The sequence below is a fragment of the Pseudoalteromonas sp. RWi3 genome (genome assembly GCF_054960735.1).
The window spans coordinates 1-18,604 of the sequence record NZ_JBHNYL010000015.1 but is presented as its reverse complement, the minus strand read 5'-3'; the positions used below and the strand labels follow the sequence as shown (position 1 = coordinate 18,604).

At 41.8% G+C, this 18,604-nt stretch carries 19 protein-coding genes, 3 tRNA genes and 1 riboswitch; of the genes, 6 read left to right on the top strand and 16 right to left on the bottom strand.

Annotated elements, in window-relative coordinates:
- Nucleotides 1-7: 7 nt before the first annotated feature.
- The 4 genes from ACFI4Z_RS15760 to orn form a co-directional block, all read right to left on the bottom strand.
- A tRNA-Gly gene (locus ACFI4Z_RS15760) sits at nucleotides 8-83 on the bottom strand.
- A gap of 129 nt (nucleotides 84-212) precedes the next feature.
- Nucleotides 213-288: transfer RNA gene (locus tag ACFI4Z_RS15755), tRNA-Gly, on the bottom strand.
- 52 nt (nucleotides 289-340) lie between these two features.
- Nucleotides 341-416: transfer RNA gene (locus ACFI4Z_RS15750), tRNA-Gly, on the bottom strand.
- A 93-nt stretch (nucleotides 417-509) separates the two neighbouring features.
- Nucleotides 510-1,055, bottom strand: coding sequence for an oligoribonuclease (gene orn, locus ACFI4Z_RS15745; protein WP_462671407.1), 546 nt, complete (start codon nucleotides 1,053-1,055; stop codon nucleotides 510-512).
- 121 nt (nucleotides 1,056-1,176) lie between these two features.
- On the opposite strand from orn, the gene rsgA reads away from it, so the two are divergent.
- Nucleotides 1,177-2,235: a small ribosomal subunit biogenesis GTPase RsgA gene (gene rsgA, locus ACFI4Z_RS15740; RefSeq protein ID WP_462671406.1), complete on the top strand. Its 1,059-nt coding sequence runs from the start codon at nucleotides 1,177-1,179 to the stop codon at nucleotides 2,233-2,235.
- A 15-nt stretch (nucleotides 2,236-2,250) separates the two neighbouring features.
- Nucleotides 2,251-3,117, top strand: a complete 867-nt coding sequence (asd, locus tag ACFI4Z_RS15735; protein WP_462671405.1) for an archaetidylserine decarboxylase — start codon at nucleotides 2,251-2,253, stop codon at nucleotides 3,115-3,117.
- Between the two features lie 34 nt (nucleotides 3,118-3,151).
- Here the strand turns inward: asd and ACFI4Z_RS15730 are convergent, their stop codons facing one another.
- The 8 genes from ACFI4Z_RS15730 to ACFI4Z_RS15695 form a co-directional block, all read right to left on the bottom strand.
- Nucleotides 3,152-3,901 carry a HesA/MoeB/ThiF family protein gene (locus ACFI4Z_RS15730; RefSeq protein ID WP_462671404.1) on the bottom strand — a complete coding sequence of 250 codons (750 nt, stop codon included), beginning with the start codon at nucleotides 3,899-3,901 and terminating at the stop codon, nucleotides 3,152-3,154.
- A 3-nt stretch (nucleotides 3,902-3,904) separates the two neighbouring features.
- Nucleotides 3,905-5,434 (bottom strand): thiamine phosphate synthase, encoded by a 1,530-nt coding sequence (gene thiE, locus ACFI4Z_RS15725; protein WP_462671403.1) that lies wholly within the window; start codon nucleotides 5,432-5,434, stop codon nucleotides 3,905-3,907.
- Nucleotides 5,435-5,451: 17 nt separating this feature from the next.
- Complete coding sequence (locus ACFI4Z_RS15720) at nucleotides 5,452-6,237, bottom strand: thiazole synthase (protein ID WP_462671402.1); 786 nt, start codon at nucleotides 6,235-6,237, stop codon at nucleotides 5,452-5,454.
- Nucleotide 6,238: 1 nt separating this feature from the next.
- On the bottom strand, nucleotides 6,239-6,436 hold the full coding sequence (gene thiS, locus ACFI4Z_RS15715) for a sulfur carrier protein ThiS (RefSeq protein ID WP_462671401.1): 198 nt from the start codon (nucleotides 6,434-6,436) through the stop codon (nucleotides 6,239-6,241).
- An 8-nt stretch (nucleotides 6,437-6,444) separates the two neighbouring features.
- Complete coding sequence (locus ACFI4Z_RS15710) at nucleotides 6,445-7,440, bottom strand: FAD-dependent oxidoreductase (protein ID WP_462671400.1); 996 nt, start codon at nucleotides 7,438-7,440, stop codon at nucleotides 6,445-6,447.
- 81 nt (nucleotides 7,441-7,521) lie between these two features.
- Entirely contained in the window at nucleotides 7,522-9,474 is a 1,953-nt protein-coding gene (thiC, locus tag ACFI4Z_RS15705; protein WP_462671399.1) for a phosphomethylpyrimidine synthase ThiC, read from the bottom strand.
- A 152-nt stretch (nucleotides 9,475-9,626) separates the two neighbouring features.
- Nucleotides 9,627-9,737, bottom strand: a riboswitch (TPP riboswitch).
- Nucleotides 9,738-9,789: 52 nt separating this feature from the next.
- Nucleotides 9,790-10,191, bottom strand: coding sequence for an META domain-containing protein (locus ACFI4Z_RS15700; RefSeq protein ID WP_462671398.1), 402 nt, complete (start codon nucleotides 10,189-10,191; stop codon nucleotides 9,790-9,792).
- Between the two features lie 138 nt (nucleotides 10,192-10,329).
- A complete protein-coding gene (locus ACFI4Z_RS15695) occupies nucleotides 10,330-10,716 on the bottom strand; it encodes an acyl-CoA thioesterase (RefSeq protein ID WP_462671397.1) in 387 nt (128 codons plus the stop codon).
- Nucleotides 10,717-10,836: 120 nt separating this feature from the next.
- Between ACFI4Z_RS15695 and ACFI4Z_RS15690 the strand changes: the two genes are divergently transcribed.
- The gene (locus ACFI4Z_RS15690) at nucleotides 10,837-12,930 is read left to right on the top strand and encodes a TonB-dependent receptor (protein ID WP_462671396.1); all 2,094 of its coding nucleotides are present in this window, start codon (nucleotides 10,837-10,839) and stop codon (nucleotides 12,928-12,930) included.
- Nucleotides 12,931-13,014: 84 nt separating this feature from the next.
- Here the strand turns inward: ACFI4Z_RS15690 and epmA are convergent, their stop codons facing one another.
- Entirely contained in the window at nucleotides 13,015-13,989 is a 975-nt protein-coding gene (gene epmA, locus ACFI4Z_RS15685) for an elongation factor P--(R)-beta-lysine ligase (RefSeq protein WP_462671395.1), read from the bottom strand.
- A gap of 59 nt (nucleotides 13,990-14,048) precedes the next feature.
- Nucleotides 14,049-14,615, bottom strand: a complete 567-nt coding sequence (gene efp, locus ACFI4Z_RS15680; protein WP_099297804.1) for an elongation factor P — start codon at nucleotides 14,613-14,615, stop codon at nucleotides 14,049-14,051.
- 42 nt (nucleotides 14,616-14,657) lie between these two features.
- Here efp and epmB point away from each other — a divergent pair, with 42 nt between their 5' ends.
- A complete protein-coding gene (gene epmB, locus ACFI4Z_RS15675; protein ID WP_462671394.1) occupies nucleotides 14,658-15,671 on the top strand; it encodes an EF-P beta-lysylation protein EpmB in 1,014 nt (337 codons plus the stop codon).
- Here the strand turns inward: epmB and ACFI4Z_RS15670 are convergent.
- Nucleotides 15,668-15,877 (bottom strand): hypothetical protein, encoded by a 210-nt coding sequence (locus ACFI4Z_RS15670; protein ID WP_087534599.1) that lies wholly within the window; start codon nucleotides 15,875-15,877, stop codon nucleotides 15,668-15,670. The two genes, epmB and ACFI4Z_RS15670, sit on opposite strands and share 4 nt — an antisense overlap.
- 72 nt (nucleotides 15,878-15,949) lie before the next feature.
- On the opposite strand from ACFI4Z_RS15670, the gene ACFI4Z_RS15665 reads away from it, so the two are divergent.
- Nucleotides 15,950-16,240: a prephenate dehydrogenase gene (locus tag ACFI4Z_RS15665; RefSeq protein ID WP_462671393.1), complete on the top strand. Its 291-nt coding sequence runs from the start codon at nucleotides 15,950-15,952 to the stop codon at nucleotides 16,238-16,240.
- A gap of 41 nt (nucleotides 16,241-16,281) precedes the next feature.
- Here the strand turns inward: ACFI4Z_RS15665 and ACFI4Z_RS15660 are convergent, their stop codons facing one another.
- The gene (locus tag ACFI4Z_RS15660) at nucleotides 16,282-16,779 is read right to left on the bottom strand and encodes a DUF3016 domain-containing protein (RefSeq protein ID WP_462671392.1); all 498 of its coding nucleotides are present in this window, start codon (nucleotides 16,777-16,779) and stop codon (nucleotides 16,282-16,284) included.
- Between the two features lie 223 nt (nucleotides 16,780-17,002).
- Here ACFI4Z_RS15660 and galE point away from each other — a divergent pair, with 223 nt between their 5' ends.
- Complete coding sequence (galE, locus tag ACFI4Z_RS15655; RefSeq protein WP_462671391.1) at nucleotides 17,003-18,016, top strand: UDP-glucose 4-epimerase GalE; 1,014 nt, start codon at nucleotides 17,003-17,005, stop codon at nucleotides 18,014-18,016.
- Nucleotides 18,017-18,604: the final 588 nt, after the last annotated feature.

Below are 18,604 nucleotides of genomic sequence, written 5' to 3'. Positions count from 1 at the left end.
AAGAGATTGGAGCGGCACACGAGGCTCGAACTCGTGACCTCGACCTTGGCAAGGTCGCGCTCTACCAACTGAGCTAGTGCCGCATTCAAAATAGTCAGTAATTTGTCCGTTGGTGCGCGACGAGTCGCGGTAAAACGTTCTGGCAACTGAGCTAGTGCCGCATTATCTATTATTTTTTCTTGTAACTTGCTGCAATTTCTTTGGTTAGAAATTGGAGCGGCACACGAGGCTCGAACTCGTGACCTCGACCTTGGCAAGGTCGCGCTCTACCAACTGAGCTAGTGCCGCAATATGCATTACTTTTATCTTGAAACTTACTCGAATTTCTTTGGTGAGAAATTGGAGCGGCACACGAGGCTCGAACTCGTGACCTCGACCTTGGCAAGGTCGCGCTCTACCAACTGAGCTAGTGCCGCATTTCAATCATCTTAAGCATACTAACCCCGCGGGGGTTATCGTCTTAAGCGGGGCAGGATTCTACAATAATTCGATGTGTTTGCAAGTATTTTTTACAAATTAAAGAATTTTTCTCGGTAAACTTTTAATTCCATAATGGAATCTTTAATGTCATCAAGAGCAAGGTGTGAGCCTTTTTTGTTCACTTCCGCTAAAACCTCAGGTTTCCAGCGTCTAGCAAGCTCTTTAATAGTGCTCACGTCTAAGTTACGGTAATGGAAGTAATCTTCCAACTCGCGCATATACTTATTCATAAAGCGTCGGTCTTGACCAATAGAATTTCCACACATGGGTGATGCACCTGCAGGAACCCATTGCTTTAAAAATTCAATGGTTTGATCAACGGCGTAAGCTTCATCATAAGTACTTGCCTTACAGCGAGCCGTAAGCCCTGATTGACCGTGTTGAGTGGTACACCATTCATCCATCCCATCTAACAATTCATCACTTTGATGAATAGCAATCGTTGGGCCTTCAGCCAAGATGTTTAGCTCACTATCGGTGACAACAGTCGCTATTTCGAGTATTTTGTCTGTACTTGGTTCTAGACCTGTCATTTCGAGGTCGAGCCAAATCAGATTTGATTTATGAAAAGACATAATTACCTTGCGGTGCTTTCCTTTAGATCTAACGCATTTAGATATATCATATTAGTATCATCAGTCGACCTAAAGCTTTTTTTTCAAAAAGCGCGACATTTAACTAAGTTATAGGCCAAAAGTGGCAAAACAGAAGAAATTAAGTAAAGGCCAATCCCGTAGGATCAAGGCTAATCATCAAAAACGCTTGTCCAATGCCGACGCTAAGTCAGCCAAAGGGACTAACGAGCAACTACAGAACGACAATTTAGGCCCTGCTGAAAATGCAGTGGTTATTAGTCGTTTTGGTCAGCATGCCGATATCGAAACCGATAATGGTGATGTACTGCGCTGTAATATACGTCGAACTGTTAAAGGCATTGTTTGCGGTGATGAAGTACAATTTCGCCGGGCAAAAGTAAGTGAAGGCGATATAGCAGGCGTTATTGAAGCGATGCATGAGCGCCGTTCACAATTAACACGCCCTGATTTTTACGATGGCGTTAAGGTCGTCGCGGCTAACATTGATCAAATACTAATGGTCTCTGCGGTATTACCTGAGTTTACTGCAAATATTATCGACCGCTATTTGGTGGCTTGTGAAGATATGGGCATCGAGCCTATTTTAGTGCTCAATAAAATAGACCTTATTGACGAACCAGGCCTTACAGCTATTGAGGAAGTGCTCGATATCTATCGTAAACTCGGCTATCAAGTTTTACTTGTGAGTAATAAAACTGCACAAGGTATCGATGCTTTAAAGCAAACATTAGTGGGCAAAAATAGCATTTTTGTTGGTCAAAGTGGTGTTGGCAAGTCAACATTAGTTAATACTGTACTGCCTGATGCTGAAATCTTGACTAAAGAAGTCTCTGAAAACAGTGGTCTTGGTCAACATACAACGACTGTTTCGCGGTTACACCATTTACCTTCAGGTGGTAACCTTATCGATTCTCCTGGTATTAGAGAGTTTGGCTTATGGCACTTAGAGGTTGAACGTGTAACTTGGTGCTTTAAAGAATTCCGCGAATTTATTGGTGGTTGCCGCTTTCGCGACTGTAAACATTTAAACGACCCTGGCTGTATTATTCGCCAAGCGGTTGATGATGGTGATATTTCAGAGCTGCGCTTTGATAGTTACCACCGAATTTTAGAAACAATGGCCGATGGCCGTGCTGGAGCTCGTGCTCCGCGCGTATAATTTAGGAAGAAACAAGTGAGTTTAGATAAATTCAAAATTACCATGCAATATGCAATGCCAAAACATTTTCTATCGCGCATGGTAGGTAAATTAGCTGCTGCACAACTTGGTGGCTTAACAACATGGTTAATCAAATTATTTATTAAGCAGTACAAAATAGATATGAGCGAGGCACAATATTCAGATCCTGCTCATTATAAAACCTTTAATGAATTTTTTACCCGTCCGCTTAAAGAAGGTGTACGCCCGTTAGATGCGCAAAGTGACATAATCGCTCACCCTGTGGATGGTGCAATTAGCCAGCTTGGCGCAATTGTTGATGGCCAACTTATTCAAGCTAAAGGTCACGATTACAGCTTACAAGCATTACTTGGTGGCTCAGAGCAAGACACAGCGCCATTTTTAGGTGGTGAGTTTGCGACGATTTATTTAGCACCAAAAGATTACCATCGTATTCATATGCCTATCGACGGCACATTAAGCAAAATGATTTACGTGCCAGGTGATTTATTTTCGGTGAACCCACTAACAGCACAAAATGTGCCTAACTTGTTTGCCCGTAATGAACGTGTAGTCGCGATTTTTGACACCGAAATTGGCCCGCTTGCGATGGTATTAGTCGGTGCAACGATTGTCGCTAGCATTGAAACTATTTGGGCTGGTACGGTAACACCACCAGCAGGGAAAGACGTATTTAGTTGGAATTACCCAACCACAGGCGATAACGCAATCACCTTGAAAAAAGGTGAAGAAATGGGCCGCTTTAAGCTCGGCTCAACGGTTATTTTAGCGTGGGGCGCTAATCAGGCAGAAATCTTAGCTGATCAGCAACCTGAAACGGTAACCCGCATGGGCACACCGTTCGCCAAAATAAACGATTAACAATAGCAAGCGCGAGTGTTACCTCGCGCTTTCATTACAATCCACATTCAGTGCATTCAGGTGCTTTAGTTAATCTAAACTGCTGTTGCGTCAAACTCAATCCATCAAAGCGCACAAACTGACTCCCCTCGTGGTGACCCAAAATCAGGTTAATTGCCAATAGTGCCTGCATTGAACCTATTACTCCCAATAACGGGCTTAATACGCCAGCATTATCACAATTTAACGCTTGCTCTGTTGGTTGCTCTGGAAACAAGCAGCCGTAGCAAGGGCTATCTGCCTTTCGAAAATCAAAACACATCAACTGCCCTTCACTGGCTATCGCCGCACCTGATATCAGCGGAATCCCTGCCTTTAAACAAAAACGGTTAACGGTATAACGCGTAGTAAAGTTATCACTGCAATCAAGCACCAAGGTAGCCCCGGTAAAAACTTGCTCGGCATTTTGTTCAGTTAATTGCTGCTCGACGCTATTCACAGTAATTTGATTATTTAAACTACCAAGCACTTTACCAGCGGCGCTCACTTTGGCTTGCCCTAAATGGTTTACTTTATAAAGTACTTGGCGCTGCAAGTTAGAAAGCTCAACTTTATCGTCATCCAATAAAGTGAGTTCTCCCACGCCAGAGGCTGCTAAATATAACAGTGCTGGGCTGCCTAAACCGCCCGCACCAACTACCACCACATGGGCTGCTTTTAATTTTAGCTGACCTTCAAAACCCACTTCTTTGAGCATTAAGTGACGGCTATAACGCAGCTGCTCTTTGTCAGATAACTCACTCATTATTTAATGACCTATAGCCCTTTGTAAGTCTGCAATAGCTTGTTGGTAATCATCAGCTTCGGTAATGGCTCTTACCACTGCTACACTGCCAACACCAGTTGCAGCCACTTCACTGGCACGGGATAAGTCGATACCACCAATCGCGACTGTCGGGTAACCTTGCATTAACGGCACAAAGTGTTTGAGCTTTTCAAGACCTTGAATTTGCCCTGTCATATCTTTGGTGGTGGTTGGGTAAATAGCACCAAACGCCATATAACTTGGGCGATAATTATGTGCGCGGATCATTTCATAAAAGCCATGAGTTGAAAGCCCTAAGCGTAAACCTGCCTCTTTAATAGCGACTAGGTTTGCCTTTAACAAATCTTCTTGGCCTAAATGTACGCCGTAAGCACTATGCTTAATTGCAAGTTGCCAATGATCGTTTATATACACGTTACCTTCATATTTTTGGCCAAGCGTAACGGCGGCAACAACAGCAGTTTCAAGCTCGGCTTCACTGCCCTGTTTGATACGTAACTGCACGGTTTTAATGCCTTGCGCTAAGCACTTTTCTAGCCAATCAACGGTATCAACTACCGCATATAAACCTAGCTGCTTGCTTTCACACGCTGCAAAATTAGCAGCCATAGTAAACTCATTCGGTGCATCAAAGTCTAGCTCATCACCAAGCAAACTGCCTGCTTCAATAACTTGTGGGTAATCGTCAATATTTTGTGGGAAGCTAGTTTGTGCAACAGGGCCAATGCCTTCGCCATAACGCACAGCCGCTTTTAATCCTTGGTTTATATACGCTTTTGCTAAAATAAATGCATCTTTAAGTGGGTATTGTTTTGCTAAGCACGCCGCAATAACAGACGCCATGCTACAGCCTGTACCGTGATTATGCGGTGTGGCTATTTTTTCATTACCTAGCCAATATTCATTTGCGCCATCAGTGGTGTTTTCACGGCAATAATCTATGCAGTAGCCACTGGGGTAATCCCAATGCCCACCTTTGATCACCACGGCTTTTGCACCCCAGCGTTGTAGCTTTTCAGCCGCCTCAATAACCGCGCTTGGGCCAATTAAGTAAACACCCGTTAATAATTGGGTTTCATGGGTGTTTGGGGTGATCACATCCACCAGCGGCAATAAACATTCTTTTATTGCGCTGACGGTATCTTCCTCTGTGAGTAAATCACCGCTACTAGCAATAGCTACCGGGTCATAAACCACTAAAGGGGGGGTTGGCCATGTGGCTTGATAATGCTTAATATGCTCACTAATAAGCTGTATTTGCTGTACGTTGGCGAGCATGCCGATTTTAATCACGCTCGCTTTCATGTCGCTGGCAAGGGCAAGTAGTTGTGATTCAATCACCTCTGTTGATATGGGGTTTAATGCCTCAACACCTAAACTGTTTTGTGCCGTGAGTGCAGTAATGGCTGTGCAGCCATGTACGCCAAAACTTTGCATGGCTTTTATATCAGCTTGAATACCTGCACCACCGCCAGAGTCTGAGCCAGCAATTGTCCAAACAACTTGATTCATTATTACTTCCTAATTTATTACGTTTGATGCCAAAAAGGCATACCCATCGTGGGTGTTGATGGCGCGGCAACGTCTTTTTCTGGCATGGCTTTGGCTGTATAAGCAAAGCGCCCAGCATCGACCGCCGCTTTAAAGGCATGACTCATGGTAACAGGGCAACCCGCCCCTGCAATAGCCGAATTTAACAAAACACCATCATAACCAAGCTCAAGCGCTTGGCATGCATGAGAAGGCAAACCAAGCCCTGCATCAACTATCAATGTTAACTCGGGTAGACGCTCGCGAATGGTTTTTAAATTGTATTGGTTTAATAACCCTTTGCCTGTGCCTATTGGCGCTCCCCATGGCATCAATACCTCGCAGCCAACATCAGCTAATCGCTGGCAAAGTACTAAGTCATCGGTGCAATATGGTAAAACTTTAAAACCATCATCCATCAGTATTTTTGTTGCCTCTAGCAACGCAAATGGGTCAGGCTGAAGATTGTATTCATCGCCTATCAGTTCGAGCTTTATCCAATCGGTAGCAAATACTTCGCGACACATTTGTGCCAGCGTTATCGCTTCTTTGACACTATGGCATCCTGCGGTATTGGGTAAAATCTTTAAACCAGTATCTTTTATCAGCTGCCAAAAATCATCCCCTGCGGCAGCATTTTGCTGGCGTCGCAGCGAAACAGTAACCACTTGTGCGCCTGAAGCCTTAATTGAATCGGCCATAATCGCAGGCGACGGGTAAAGGGCTGAACCAATTAATAAACGACTGGTTATTTGTTCACCATAAATGTTAAAACTGTCTCTCATGTTAGCCCCCTTGAATGGGCGAAAGTAGCTCGAGGCTATCGCCTTGCGTAATTACAATCTCATCACAATTTTTACGTGGGATAAAATCGCCATTTAACGCTACTGCAAAGGGTTCTTTAGCACCAAACTTTGCAAGTACATTAGCTAATGTCGTTTGGTTTTTAGTTTCAAACGGCTGACCATTAATTGTAATCTTCATTTTTTAACCTATTTAATTAACGCGACGGCTTCAGCTACTAAGCTTGGTGCAAGTAAGTAACCATGTCGGTACAGACCATTAATACTGATCACCTTAGCTTGGCGTTTTACTTGTGGGCGATTATCACTAAATGCGGGGCGCAAACCTGTTTGAATGTTGATAATACGTGCTTCAGCAAACCCACTATGTACCGTATACACCGCCGATAACAACTCAAGGGTTGAGCGTACCGTTGCAGGTCCATTATCTTGCGATTCTATTTCGGTCGCGCCAACAACGTATTCATGATTTGGTTTAGGCGCAATATACAATGGGTAGCGCGGGTGCATTAACCGTACAGGACGCGTCAGATTAACCTCGGGCGCGTGTAAACGAATCACTTCACCACGAACACCACGCAGTTTACACTGTGCACTTTTAGCACCTAAGCCTCTGCAATCAAAAATGTAATCATGTGATTGCTGTAGCTGCTGACAATTGATATTTTCACCAAAATTGAACTTCACACCGCGCGCTTTAAGCGTTTTAAAGCTTGCTTGATAAAATGCCTGATTATCTATTTGCCCTTCACAAGGTAAGTAAACGCCTTGATTAAAGCGCCCAGATAATTCAGGTTCAAGCTCACTAATATGTGCACCACTTAATTGCTGAGCATGGTGATTAGCTAACGGTTTTAAACGTTCAGTAAAGCTCTGTAAGTCGCCTCTATCTTGTTGATGAGCAACCACCAGCGTGCCTTGCTGCTGAAAAAACACAGTATCGTCTAGCTGCGCTAAAATTCCGGGCCAACGACTTATTGAGTCAAGCCCCATTAGCGCCAAGTCTGGTTCACACAATACTGATTCAGCTAAAGGCGCAAGCATAGCGGCAGCAACACGCCCAGCACTATTTAACGCCTGAGCGTCATCAGCTTCATACACGGTCACATTATGCGCTAAGCTTAATTCAAGCGCCGCCAAACGCCCTGTTAAGCCAAGCCCCACCACCGCAATGTTGTAAGACATAATAACCTCTAAGCTTTAAGTCAAAAGCTTTAAGTCATAAGCAAGTGCTTACAACTTAAAGCTTATCGCTTATAACTAGTTTTATATCGCTTTATGATAAATCTCTGAGCCTGTTTGCTTAAACTCTTCAGATTTCGCTTTCATTTCAGCCTCTACATCGACCATCTTAATTTCAATCGCATCTCCCACATTATTAGGGTCGATACCACGCGATTCGAGATCTTTGGCGTATTCGCGGACTTCTTGGGTGATTTTCATTGAGCAGAACTTTGGTCCACACATAGAGCAAAAATGCGCTACTTTGCCTGACTCTTGCGGTAAAGTTTCATCATGATATTCACGGGCACGCTCAGGGTCCAAGCCAATATTAAATTGGTCATGCCAGCGGAACTCAAAACGCGCTTTAGATAACGCATTGTCACGCTCTTGTGCACCAGGGTGACCTTTAGCTAAATCCGCAGCATGAGCTGCTATTTTGTAGGTAATCAAGCCTTCTTTAACGTCTTCTTTATTTGGTAAGCCTAAGTGTTCTTTAGGTGTTACGTAACACAACATGGCACAGCCATACCAAGCAATTTGCGCCGCACCAATACCCGACGTAATGTGATCATAACCTGGGGCGATGTCAGTCGTTAATGGGCCTAAAGTATAAAAAGGCGCTTCGTCACAATGCTTAAGCTGCTCTTCCATATTATCTTTAATCATGTGCATTGGCACATGGCCTGGGCCTTCAATGAATACTTGTACATCGTGTTTCCACGCTATTTTTGTCAGTTCGCCTAAGGTGCGTAGCTCACTAAATTGTGCTTCATCGTTAGCATCCGCAATAGAACCTGGGCGCAGGCCATCACCGAGTGAAAAACAGACATCGTATTGTTTTAAAATCTCGCAGATATCTTCAAAGTGAGTGTAAAGGAAGTTTTCTTTATGGTGTGCTAAACACCACTTCGCCATAATAGACCCGCCACGTGATACGATGCCCGTCACACGTTTGGCTGTCATTGGTACATATCGAAGTAACACACCTGCGTGAATAGTAAAGTAATCAACGCCTTGCTCAGCTTGTTCAATCAGAGTATCGCGGAATATCTCCCACGTTAAATCCTCTGCTACACCATTTACTTTTTCAAGCGCTTGATAAATGGGTACGGTACCAATTGGTACTGGTGAGTTACGTACTACCCACTCACGCGTTTCATGAATATAGCGCCCAGTTGATAAATCCATTACAGTGTCGGCGCCCCAACGGGTTGACCAAACCATTTTTTCAACTTCTTCTTCGATAGATGAACTTACCGATGAATTACCAATATTTGCATTCACCTTAACTAAAAAGTTACGGCCAACTATCATGGGTTCTGTTTCAGGGTGATTGATGTTATTTGGTAATATGGCACGGCCACGAGCGATTTCATCACGAACAAATTCCGGAGTAATAAACTCAGGAATACTCGCCCCAAATGACTCGCCCTTATGTTGTTCAGCTAATAGCTCTTTACGTATTTCTGCCCGGCCCATATTTTCACGTACTGCCACATACTCCATTTCAGGGGTGATAATTCCTTGGCGTGCATAGTGCATTTGCGTGACATTTTTACCTGCTTTAGCACGGCGTATTTTAGGAAGGTGCTCAAAGCGAATATGATCGAGCCCTTCATCGGCCATACGTTGCTGTGAAAATTGTGACGTCACTGACTCTAATATCTCAGTGTCGCCACGGCTTTCAATCCACTGTTCGCGGTATTTATCTAACCCTTTACGTACATCGAGCGTAAATTCAGGATCGGTATAAGGGCCTGATGTATCATATACGCGTAGCGGTTGATTCGGCTCATAGATTGGATTCTCATCTGTACCACCTACAAAAGTGTCGCTTAGGGTGATTTCACGCATACCCACACGTACATTTTCTTGGGTGCCTTCAACATACACTTTATGAGAACTTGGGAATGGTTGCCCTGTAAGGTTATAAATATAATCTGATGCAGCCGCACGAGTTTCGCGGCGAGACGGTTTATTTGATGTGTTTGACATGACTTACCTCATTGCTAAAAGGGTTGTCTTGTCAGATATTGCAAACGCAATAGAGAGTAGCAAGTGCTACATGGATCGTAGATTGGTATTATTCATGTACTACCAACCTTGGCAGCCACAGGGCTTGTGGCCAAAACATGGCACACAAGCACCAGTAAAGGCAGCTTGTTCCCTACGCAGGTGTTAGCCTGATCAGGTTCACGGATCCCGCTTTCGCGATCTCAGCCTTTAAGTTAATACTCAAGGCACTCCGACAAGTAAAATTCTTTGATTTCGAGGTTGAGTGTACGTTAGATGGTGTAAGCCTGCAAGCGGTTAACTTGCAGGAACAAACACAAAAGTTTGCTTGCCATTTAAAATCAGCTGCTGCGATTGCAACTGAACTTGCGCTCCTTGCTTTAGCGAATCTAATAGCTGTTGCTCAAATTGATCGAGTTTCTCGCCACATGATTTTCTCGTCATACCGAGTTTATTAATACTTAGCTGGTTATTAGTTAAATCGCCTTCACCAAAAAATTTATTACAACCAGCAAACCCATTAACTTGCAATGCTTCAATAAAACTTAACGACGCGCTATAAGACGCTGGAATTGCTAAACCATCTACACGTGATAGTTGCCACTTAGTGTATTTTAATTGCTCACTGGTGACTGTCCCTGTCGATGAGCAGCCAATACAAAGACCGACAATAAGCATCGGTATTGCTGCTAATTTCATGTAATTATTAACCTAAAATTCAATCGGAACATAATAACAATAATTAACCATAGATACCGTTAATAATGCATGTTTTTAATGTAAAAAATTGTTCTAAGATAGTAATAAACTTTCAACATCAGCGCTTATTTAGGCTAATTAAAATACCTTATCAATTTCCTCTGGTAAAAAAGGACGACCCTGTTCATTAACAGAAGTACCTATTACCAACGCTTTAAGCATTACTTTATCATCATATTTACGTATCACGGTTTGACGAAAACCAAACTTTAAGCGACTAATGCGCTCAGGCTCTACTACTACATAGAATTCATCACCAGGTTTGAGTGATTGCTTATAATCCATTTCACTACGCATGACTACTAGATTTATTTTATCGCGAGCAAGCTTTGCAAAATCAATACCATTGGCATGTAAGAACTCATGACGAGCATGTTCAAGATAGTTAAAGTAGACACTATTATTTACTATTCCTTGCAGATCACATTCATAATCACGCACTTTAAAATCCACTTTAAAGGTCATATTAATATTCCTAATTATGTATACTGTGCGCGTTTATAGCATATTTATACAGCTGGTATCACGACTTTAATGAGAATAGTTGTTATCATGCACGTCCCTGAAATGGAGTTAAGAAACCGAATGAAACTACGTCTGTCTTTAATTACTGCTGCATTATTACCATTATTGAGCGTTCCAGCGCTTGCGGAAGATACCGACCTTGAAAAAATAGTGGTCACTGGAGACTTCCAAAAAGAAAGCATTCAAACATTAAGCGCTAGTGCGAGTTTATTCAGTGAGCACGAAATTAATGAACGTGGTGCTACATTCTTAGATGAAATGCTTGCCAGTGCTGCTAATGTAAACTTTAGTGCTGGAGCATCTCGCGGACGCTATATTCAAATAAGGGGCGTGGGCTTACGCTCTCAATTTGTTGATCCTATTAATCCATCCGTTGGATTAGTTATTGATGGCATTAATTACTCAGGATTAGGTGGCAGCTCATTACTTTTTGATGTAGACCAAATTGAAATTTATCGCGGCCCTCAAGGTACTCGCTTTGGTGCTGACGGCATGGCAGGTATGATTCAAATGGAATCAGCTGACCCGACACTCGATCCAAGTGTAAAAGTACAACTTGGCGCAGGTAATTTTAATAGCTACGAAGCCGGTATTGCAGCAGGTACTGGTATAACTAACGATACAGCTGTGCGTGGTAGTATTTATCAACGTGAATCAGACGGTTATCAAAATAACCTTTATTTAAATAAACCAACACAACAACAAGATGAACTTGTTAGCCGCTTTAAGCTACACAGCCAATTGACTAATGATTTACGCTCTGAGCTCAGTGTCCATTATATCGATATAAATAACGGCTATGATGCATTTACCCTTGATAACAGCCGTAATAGCGTAGCTGATGAGCCTGGCCAAGATAATCAAGAAAGCATTGCTGTTGGCCTTGCCAATATTTACACTGGATTTGATTTGTTTGACGTTAGTTTAAACCTATCTGGTATTGATAGTGACCTCCTTTACAGCTTTGATGAAGATTGGGTGTGTAATGATACTAGTAAGCCAACTCTGTGCGCTGCGGGCCTTCACCCTGAAGGTTATAGCTCGACAGATATTTACTTCCGTGATCGTCAAGACCAAGCCGCAGAACTGCAATTTAACGGTAAAGGTGGAAACTGGGTAGCCGGGCTTTATTATCAAGGCCGAGATGTTGATTTAGAACGCCAATACACTTGGCTTGCCAATCCATTTTTATCAACTTACGAAACTAGTAACATTGCAGCTTATGGCCAATTAGCAACACCTATTGGTAATAAAACCACGTTAGTTACCGGCCTGCGTGTTGAACAGTACCAAGGTGATTACACTGATAACAATGGTTTTATTAATGATACTGACGATATTATGGTTGGTGGTAAATTAGCCCTTGAATATCAAGTGATTGATCGCACCATGATCTACACAAGCCTGACCCGAGGTTATAAAGCTGGCGGTATTAACTCTGAAGCACTGGCTAAAGCGAAAGATGATGGACTAAACCTCGATGCTGACTTTTTTCAAAATCATACAAGCTTTGCTCCTGAATACTTATGGAGTGGTGAGTTTGGTGTTAAAGGCAGCTCATTAGATGACAAATTCGTTCTTCGCTTAGCGGCTTTTTATATGTACCGTGAAGATATGCAGCTTAAAGCGTGGCAAGTCGATGGCCAAAAGTTTACTGGCTATGTTGATAATGCAAGTTCTGGTGAAAACTACGGCCTTGAAATTGAAGGTAGTTATCAGTTAACCGATGACTTATTTTTGACTGGTAGCGCGGGCTATTTAAACACTAAAATCAACGATTTCGTTGCTAAATCAGGTTTAGACCAAGATGGCCGCGAGCAAGCACAATCACCTAAATATCAATACGCATTTACTGCGCGTTATAACTTTACCAACGAGTTATTTGCCACTATGGGTGTTGAAGGTAAAGATGATTACTACTTCTCTGATAGTCATAACTCGCAAGCCCCCAGTGTTAACTTAGTTAATTTCACTGCAGGATACGAGGCTGATATGTGGTCAATTCGTGCTTGGGCACGTAACGTGCTTGATGAAGAAGTGCCTACTCGCGGATTTGAATTTGGTAACGATCCTACTGACGGTTGGCAATCACATACCTACACGCAATTTGGTGAGCCAATGGTTGCAGGTGTGACATTTATTTACGAATTGTAATTAATAGGTGCTAGGTTACTAGGTGATAGGTTACTAGGTACTAGGATTTCCTAGCATCTAGTTACCTAGTACCTAGCTCTTCAATTAAGCCCTATCAACATCAAATGCGATGACTTCTTTTATTGTTTGTTTTTGTGTCGCTAGCATCACTAACCTATCAATCCCAAGTGCAACGCCTGCGCATTGCGGTAAACCATGCTTAAGGGCTTTGATTAAACGCGAGTCTATAGGCACTTCAGGTAAGTTATTTGCTTTACGATAGACATTATCATCCATAAACCTTTTCGTTTGCTCTTGCGCGTCTGTAAGCTCATTAAAGCCGTTTGCTAGCTCCATGTTCTGATAATAAAGCTCAAACCGTCCAGCAACGCGTTCATCGTGGCTACAAATGCTTGCTAAAGCAGCTTGAGATGCTGGAAAATGATATACAAAGCAAGGTCTATCTTGACCGATTGTTGGCTCTACCTTCATGCAGAATAACAACTGCAATAACGTATCTCGATGAGTTTCATCTGCAGCAATATCAGCAAAACCCTGTTCAATGGCAAGTTGCTGTAATTGCTCAAGTGAAGCCGTTAACGGATCAAGACCCAGCACTTGCGAAAAAGCCTGTTGATAGGTTAAACGCTCTGCGGGCAGTACATCGAGAACTAACTGCATTAGCTCATCTATTTCATCCATTAATGCAAACTCATCAAACTCAGGGCGATACCATTCCAACATAGTAAACTCAGGGTTATGATGCTTTCCTGCCTCTTCATTTCGAAATGCTTTACAAATCTGATAAATTGCACCACTACCAGCCGCTAATAATCGTTTCATGGCAAATTCAGGCGATGTTTGTAGATATAAATCGAGTCCTGCAGCATGCCCTGGGCCAACAAAATGAGTTTGAAAGCTAGCAAGATGGATATCCGTTACACTTGCTGCGCTTAGGCTAGGCGTTTCAACTTCCATTACATTACGTTGGTAAAAAAACTCGCGTATAACCCGTAAAATTTCGGCTCGTCGCTGCAAGGTTGCAACCTTTGCACTTGGCTCCCAAAGATCTGCTGACATAATTTTCTCCAAAAAAAATCCCAGCCTAAAGCCGGGATTCTATTAAACAGTATTATTACTTACTTAACACGGCCTACGTATTCACCGCTACGAGTGTCTACTTTAATTACTTCACCAATTTGTACAAACAAAGGAACACGTACTACAGCACCTGTGCTTAATGTAGCTGGCTTACCACCAGTACCCGCAGTGTCACCTTTTAAGCCTGGATCTGTTTCAGTGATCTCAAGCTCAACAAAGTTAGGCGGTGTTACAGCGATTGGGCTGCCGTTCCATAATGTAATAGTACATAGGTCGTTTTCAACGAGCCATTTAACAGCATCGCCCAACGCTTTTTCATCCGCGGCAATTTGCTCAAACGTTTCGTTATTCATGAAATGCCAAAACTCACCATCGGTATAAAGATAAGCAAGATCGGTATCCATTACATCAGCGCCTTCAACTGATTCGCCTGATTTAAATGTTTTTTCAAGCACTTTGCCAGAGATAAGCTTACGGATACGAACACGGTTAAACGCTTGGCCTTTACCAGGTTTTACCATTTCATTTTCTAAAATACTGCAAGGTTCGCCGTCCATCATAATTTTTAGGCCGCCCTTGAACTCATTAGTGCTATAATTCGCCATCGTTTCCTCTGTCTAATAATTTTTCGAGTAATCTACTTACCAATGATACAAAGAAATGAAGCAAATTTGCATAAAAACTGGCAAAAAGAATTAGCTAATGTAGTTACTTGCCCAAAAACCTTGCTAGAAATGGTCGGGCTTTCAAGCCAAGTACATGAAAAGGATACAAAAGCTCGCAGTTTATTCCCTGTGCGCGTACCTGTCCCTTTTATAAAAAAAATGCGTTATGGTGATATTAACGACCCACTTTTACTGCAGGTCATGCCTCGCCATCAAGAGTTTATTGATAAAAAAGGTTTTAATAACGACCCGCTAGCAGAGCAAGACAATACACAAACAGGCTTACTCCATAAATATAAGTCTAGAGTGCTCGTTATGTTTAAAACAGGCTGCGCGGTGAATTGTAGATATTGCTTTCGTCGTCATTTTCCTTATCAAGAAAATCAGTTAAACAAACACAGCTTACTTGATGCATTAGAATATATAAAATCAGACAGTAATATCAACGAAGTTATTCTCAGTGGCGGCGACCCACTGATGGCCAAAGATGATGCAATTAGTTGGTTTATGGATAAACTTGAACAGCTACCGCAAATTAAGCGCATGCGTATTCATAGTCGTCTTCCCGTCGTGATCCCAGCGCGTATCACTAATGAACTATGCCAGCGTTTAGCAAACTCCCCCCTGAAAATAGTCTTTATAAATCACATAAACCATGCCAATGAGATAGATGATGATTTTAAAGCCGCAATGCAGCAACTAAAAAAAGCGGGTGTAACTTTATTGAATCAAGCGGTAATCTTAAAAGATGTGAATGATTCAAGCTCAGCACAAATTGCATTAAGTGAAGCATTATTTGATGCAGACATATTACCTTATTATCTTTACCTATTAGACAAAGTAGCTGGGGCGAGTCACTTTGATATTGAAGAAAAACAAGCACGTAAAATAATGGCAGATATGCTTATTGCATTGCCAGGATTTTTAGTGCCTAAACTCGTTCGAGAAATTGGTGGTCAGCAAAGCAAAACCCCCATCGATCTCAAACTGATTTAAACGTATACGTTTACGTTGTTGCCTAAAGTTGCAGTAACAGATTTAGCGGGAGTTTGTGCAACACTAGACGAAGCTGCACCTTCAATTAGTGCTAGAGCAGCTGCACCATCCGCTTTCTGTTGCTTTTTGGCAAGCGCTGCACTGTAAACTTCAGCGCTTTCACCGGCGCCACTCATGGCTGGTAAGTTTCCACCTGATATATTCATAGTTCAATACCTGACATTTATTTGCAATCCAAGTACTATATCGGCATTGCAAGTTTAAGCTTTAGGAAAAAAATGGAATCAATTATTGAGCAACTCAATGCCAACTTAAAAATCGTTTATCGTCAATCACTTGATGCTGATAAAAAATTAGATGATCTTCAACAACAAGGTCATGGAAAATTCAAAGCATTGTTCCCTGCAGACGCTGGTTTTGATTTTGAAGCTAAACGCTTCAAACCTTACGTACTGAACGTTGCCGCAGATGTTGAGAGTTTAAGCTCTGACGGTTTAGATGAAGAAAAACTAAAATTAACTGTGCTTAAACTACAAAAGTTATTACAGTTATTATCAACGTTCAAATAATTTTAAAGGCGCTTACTTAAATAAGTCAGCGCTTTAAAACACTATTGTGGGGTTACTTTAGGGATTAATTCTTTATCGAACCACTGCGTGATCATGCGTTTATCATAGTAAAACTCTTCATCACGACCTCTTTTAATCCTATCCATAAAGCCCATATCTTTTAGCGAAACATTGTTATTTTCACTCAAAATTTGCCCGTCTTTATCAGTTACAGAGTAATTAAATTCAATACGAGGAATATAAATTGGCTTAATAATTCTAAACTCATTGATGCCTCCAAATTGTACATCACCAGCAAGATCAAGCTCAGTAACCTCAACACTAAACTTATACCCTTCAGGTAGTTTTGCAGCAAGTTTATTAAAGTGCTTCTCAAAACTAGAGGCAATACGTTTGTGATAAGCCCCCTTAACATCATTAGAAGGACGCACGTCACGATAATCATCAAAATCATGCCACTTAACGACAGCTTCACCCGCGTGTGCAAATGCAGGAACTAAAACAAACATTGCCACAGCAATTTTTTTTAATGTATTCATATATTATTCTCCAAAAACACTCGGGATGACTTTGATTAAAATATTAGCAGCTACAACTTAACTATAGCTTAATCCTTTTTACTATCATTGTTATCATTTATATAAAATGTGTAATCAAAGATACAGTAAAAAACTCGATACAAAAAAATAATAAATTTAAAACATGTAATAGCAGGTATTTTATGGTGAAATTAGCTTAATTAAGCTTATATATGGAGATTTCATGACAATTTTAGTAACAGGTGGTGCAGGATATATAGGTTCGCACACCGTAGTTGAGTTATTAGCACAAAATAGCGATGTTGTTGTGATTGATAACTTGAGTAACTCTTCGCTCGAGTCACTAAACAGAGTAAAAACGATAACAGGTAAAAGCACGCAGTTTTATCAAGGTGACATTCTTGATAAGAATTTTTTAGATGGTGTTTTTAATAAGCATAATATTGATAGTGTAATACATTTTGCAGGGCTTAAAGCCGTTGGTGAGTCAGTTGAAAAGCCAATTGAATATTATCAAAACAATGTTCAAGGCACTCTCACATTAGTAGATGCAATGCGCGATGCTGGTGTATTTAAACTTGTTTTTAGCTCATCTGCCACTGTTTATGGCGATCCAGCAAGCTTGCCTATTAAAGAAGACTTTCCAGTAGGTGGCACAACAAACCCCTATGGTACATCAAAGTTGATGGTTGAAATGATGTTACAAGATATCGCTAAATCTGATGAGCGATTTGCTTTTGCAATATTACGTTATTTTAACCCTGTGGGTGCTCACGAATCAGGCTTAATCGGTGAAGATCCAAATGGCATTCCAAATAACCTACTTCCATATATCTCACAGGTTGCTGTAGGTAAATTAAAGCAGTTGGGCGTGTTTGGGGATGACTACGATACAGTGGATGGTACCGGCGTTCGAGATTATATACATGTAGTTGATTTAGCGCTTGGCCACTTAAAAGCACTTAACAAAATTGACCAAGATACTGGTGCACATGTTTATAATCTTGGCACAGGTAATGGCTACTCAGTACTTGAAATGCTTAATGCTTTTAGCAAAGCCTGTGGTAAGGAAATTCCTTACCAATTGTCACCACGTAGACCAGGTGATATCGCAGCCTGCTATGCAGCACCTGAAAAAGCTTCACAAGAGCTAGGTTGGCAAGCAGAGCGAGGCATTGATACCATGATGGAAGATACTTGGCGTTGGCAAAGTAACAACCCTAACGGCTATAAATAAAAGTATCTACTCAAATCTATAAAACCGCTTTTAAGCGGTTTTTTTATGTCTTAAAAATACGAACGTGTAGTGAATTTTGCAATTAACCACCAAAATTTAACCTATTTAAAGGGATATATTGGACTTTGAAGTGCTCGTCGCGTTCTTTTATCCGTGGGTATCAATTACTCAACCCACGGTACGGTGTATGAATTGACGCTGTGCGGCTGATAGATAACGGTTTACGCTGAGAGCTCGTATTAATCCCAGACAACAAAAAAACCGTCACATTGCTGTAACGGGTTTCTCTTAATGGGAGCCATGGTGCGCTACGCAGTAGGATGACATGGTGCCCACAGCGGTAAAGAGTCACATAACAAATGCTACATCTCATCGTCCGTGACGTTATTTATCCGTGGGTTTCGTGATACTCAACCCACGCTACGGTGTATAGGTTGACGCTGTCGTACACATTCGCTTTCTTGAAGACGTAAAAAAGCCCGACTCAATGAGTCGGGCTTTCTTGTATTTGGAGCCATGGTGCGCTACGCAGTAGGATGACCTACTTTCGCATTGACGGCTTAAAGTTGAGCGCTATACCTTTATTCC

Bases quoted from the DNA above. Each gene is read 5' to 3' on its own strand.
- orn (WP_462671407.1), bottom strand. From the start codon at position 1,055: ATGTCTTTTCATAAATCAAATCTGATTTGGCTCGACCTCGAAATGACA.
- ACFI4Z_RS15730 (WP_462671404.1), bottom strand. From the start codon at position 3,901: ATGAGTGAGTTATCTGACAAAGAGCAGCTGCGTTATAGCCGTCACTTA.
- thiE (WP_462671403.1), bottom strand. From the start codon at position 5,434: ATGAATCAAGTTGTTTGGACAATTGCTGGCTCAGACTCTGGCGGTGGT.
- ACFI4Z_RS15720 (WP_462671402.1), bottom strand. From the start codon at position 6,237: ATGAGAGACAGTTTTAACATTTATGGTGAACAAATAACCAGTCGTTTA.
- thiS (WP_462671401.1), bottom strand. From the start codon at position 6,436: ATGAAGATTACAATTAATGGTCAGCCGTTTGAAACTAAAAACCAAACG.
- ACFI4Z_RS15710 (WP_462671400.1), bottom strand. From the start codon at position 7,440: ATGTCTTACAACATTGCGGTGGTGGGGCTTGGCTTAACAGGGCGTTTG.
- thiC (WP_462671399.1), bottom strand. From the start codon at position 9,474: ATGTCAAACACATCAAATAAACCGTCTCGCCGCGAAACTCGTGCGGCT.
- ACFI4Z_RS15700 (WP_462671398.1), bottom strand. From the start codon at position 10,191: ATGAAATTAGCAGCAATACCGATGCTTATTGTCGGTCTTTGTATTGGC.
- ACFI4Z_RS15695 (WP_462671397.1), bottom strand. From the start codon at position 10,716: ATGACCTTTAAAGTGGATTTTAAAGTGCGTGATTATGAATGTGATCTG.
- ACFI4Z_RS15690 (WP_462671396.1), top strand. From the start codon at position 10,837: ATGAAACTACGTCTGTCTTTAATTACTGCTGCATTATTACCATTATTG.
- epmA (WP_462671395.1), bottom strand. From the start codon at position 13,989: ATGTCAGCAGATCTTTGGGAGCCAAGTGCAAAGGTTGCAACCTTGCAG.
- efp (WP_099297804.1), bottom strand. From the start codon at position 14,615: ATGGCGAATTATAGCACTAATGAGTTCAAGGGCGGCCTAAAAATTATG.
- epmB (WP_462671394.1), top strand. From the start codon at position 14,658: ATGATACAAAGAAATGAAGCAAATTTGCATAAAAACTGGCAAAAAGAA.
- ACFI4Z_RS15670 (WP_087534599.1), bottom strand. From the start codon at position 15,877: ATGAATATATCAGGTGGAAACTTACCAGCCATGAGTGGCGCCGGTGAA.
- ACFI4Z_RS15665 (WP_462671393.1), top strand. From the start codon at position 15,950: ATGGAATCAATTATTGAGCAACTCAATGCCAACTTAAAAATCGTTTAT.
- ACFI4Z_RS15660 (WP_462671392.1), bottom strand. From the start codon at position 16,779: ATGAATACATTAAAAAAAATTGCTGTGGCAATGTTTGTTTTAGTTCCT.
- galE (WP_462671391.1), top strand. From the start codon at position 17,003: ATGACAATTTTAGTAACAGGTGGTGCAGGATATATAGGTTCGCACACC.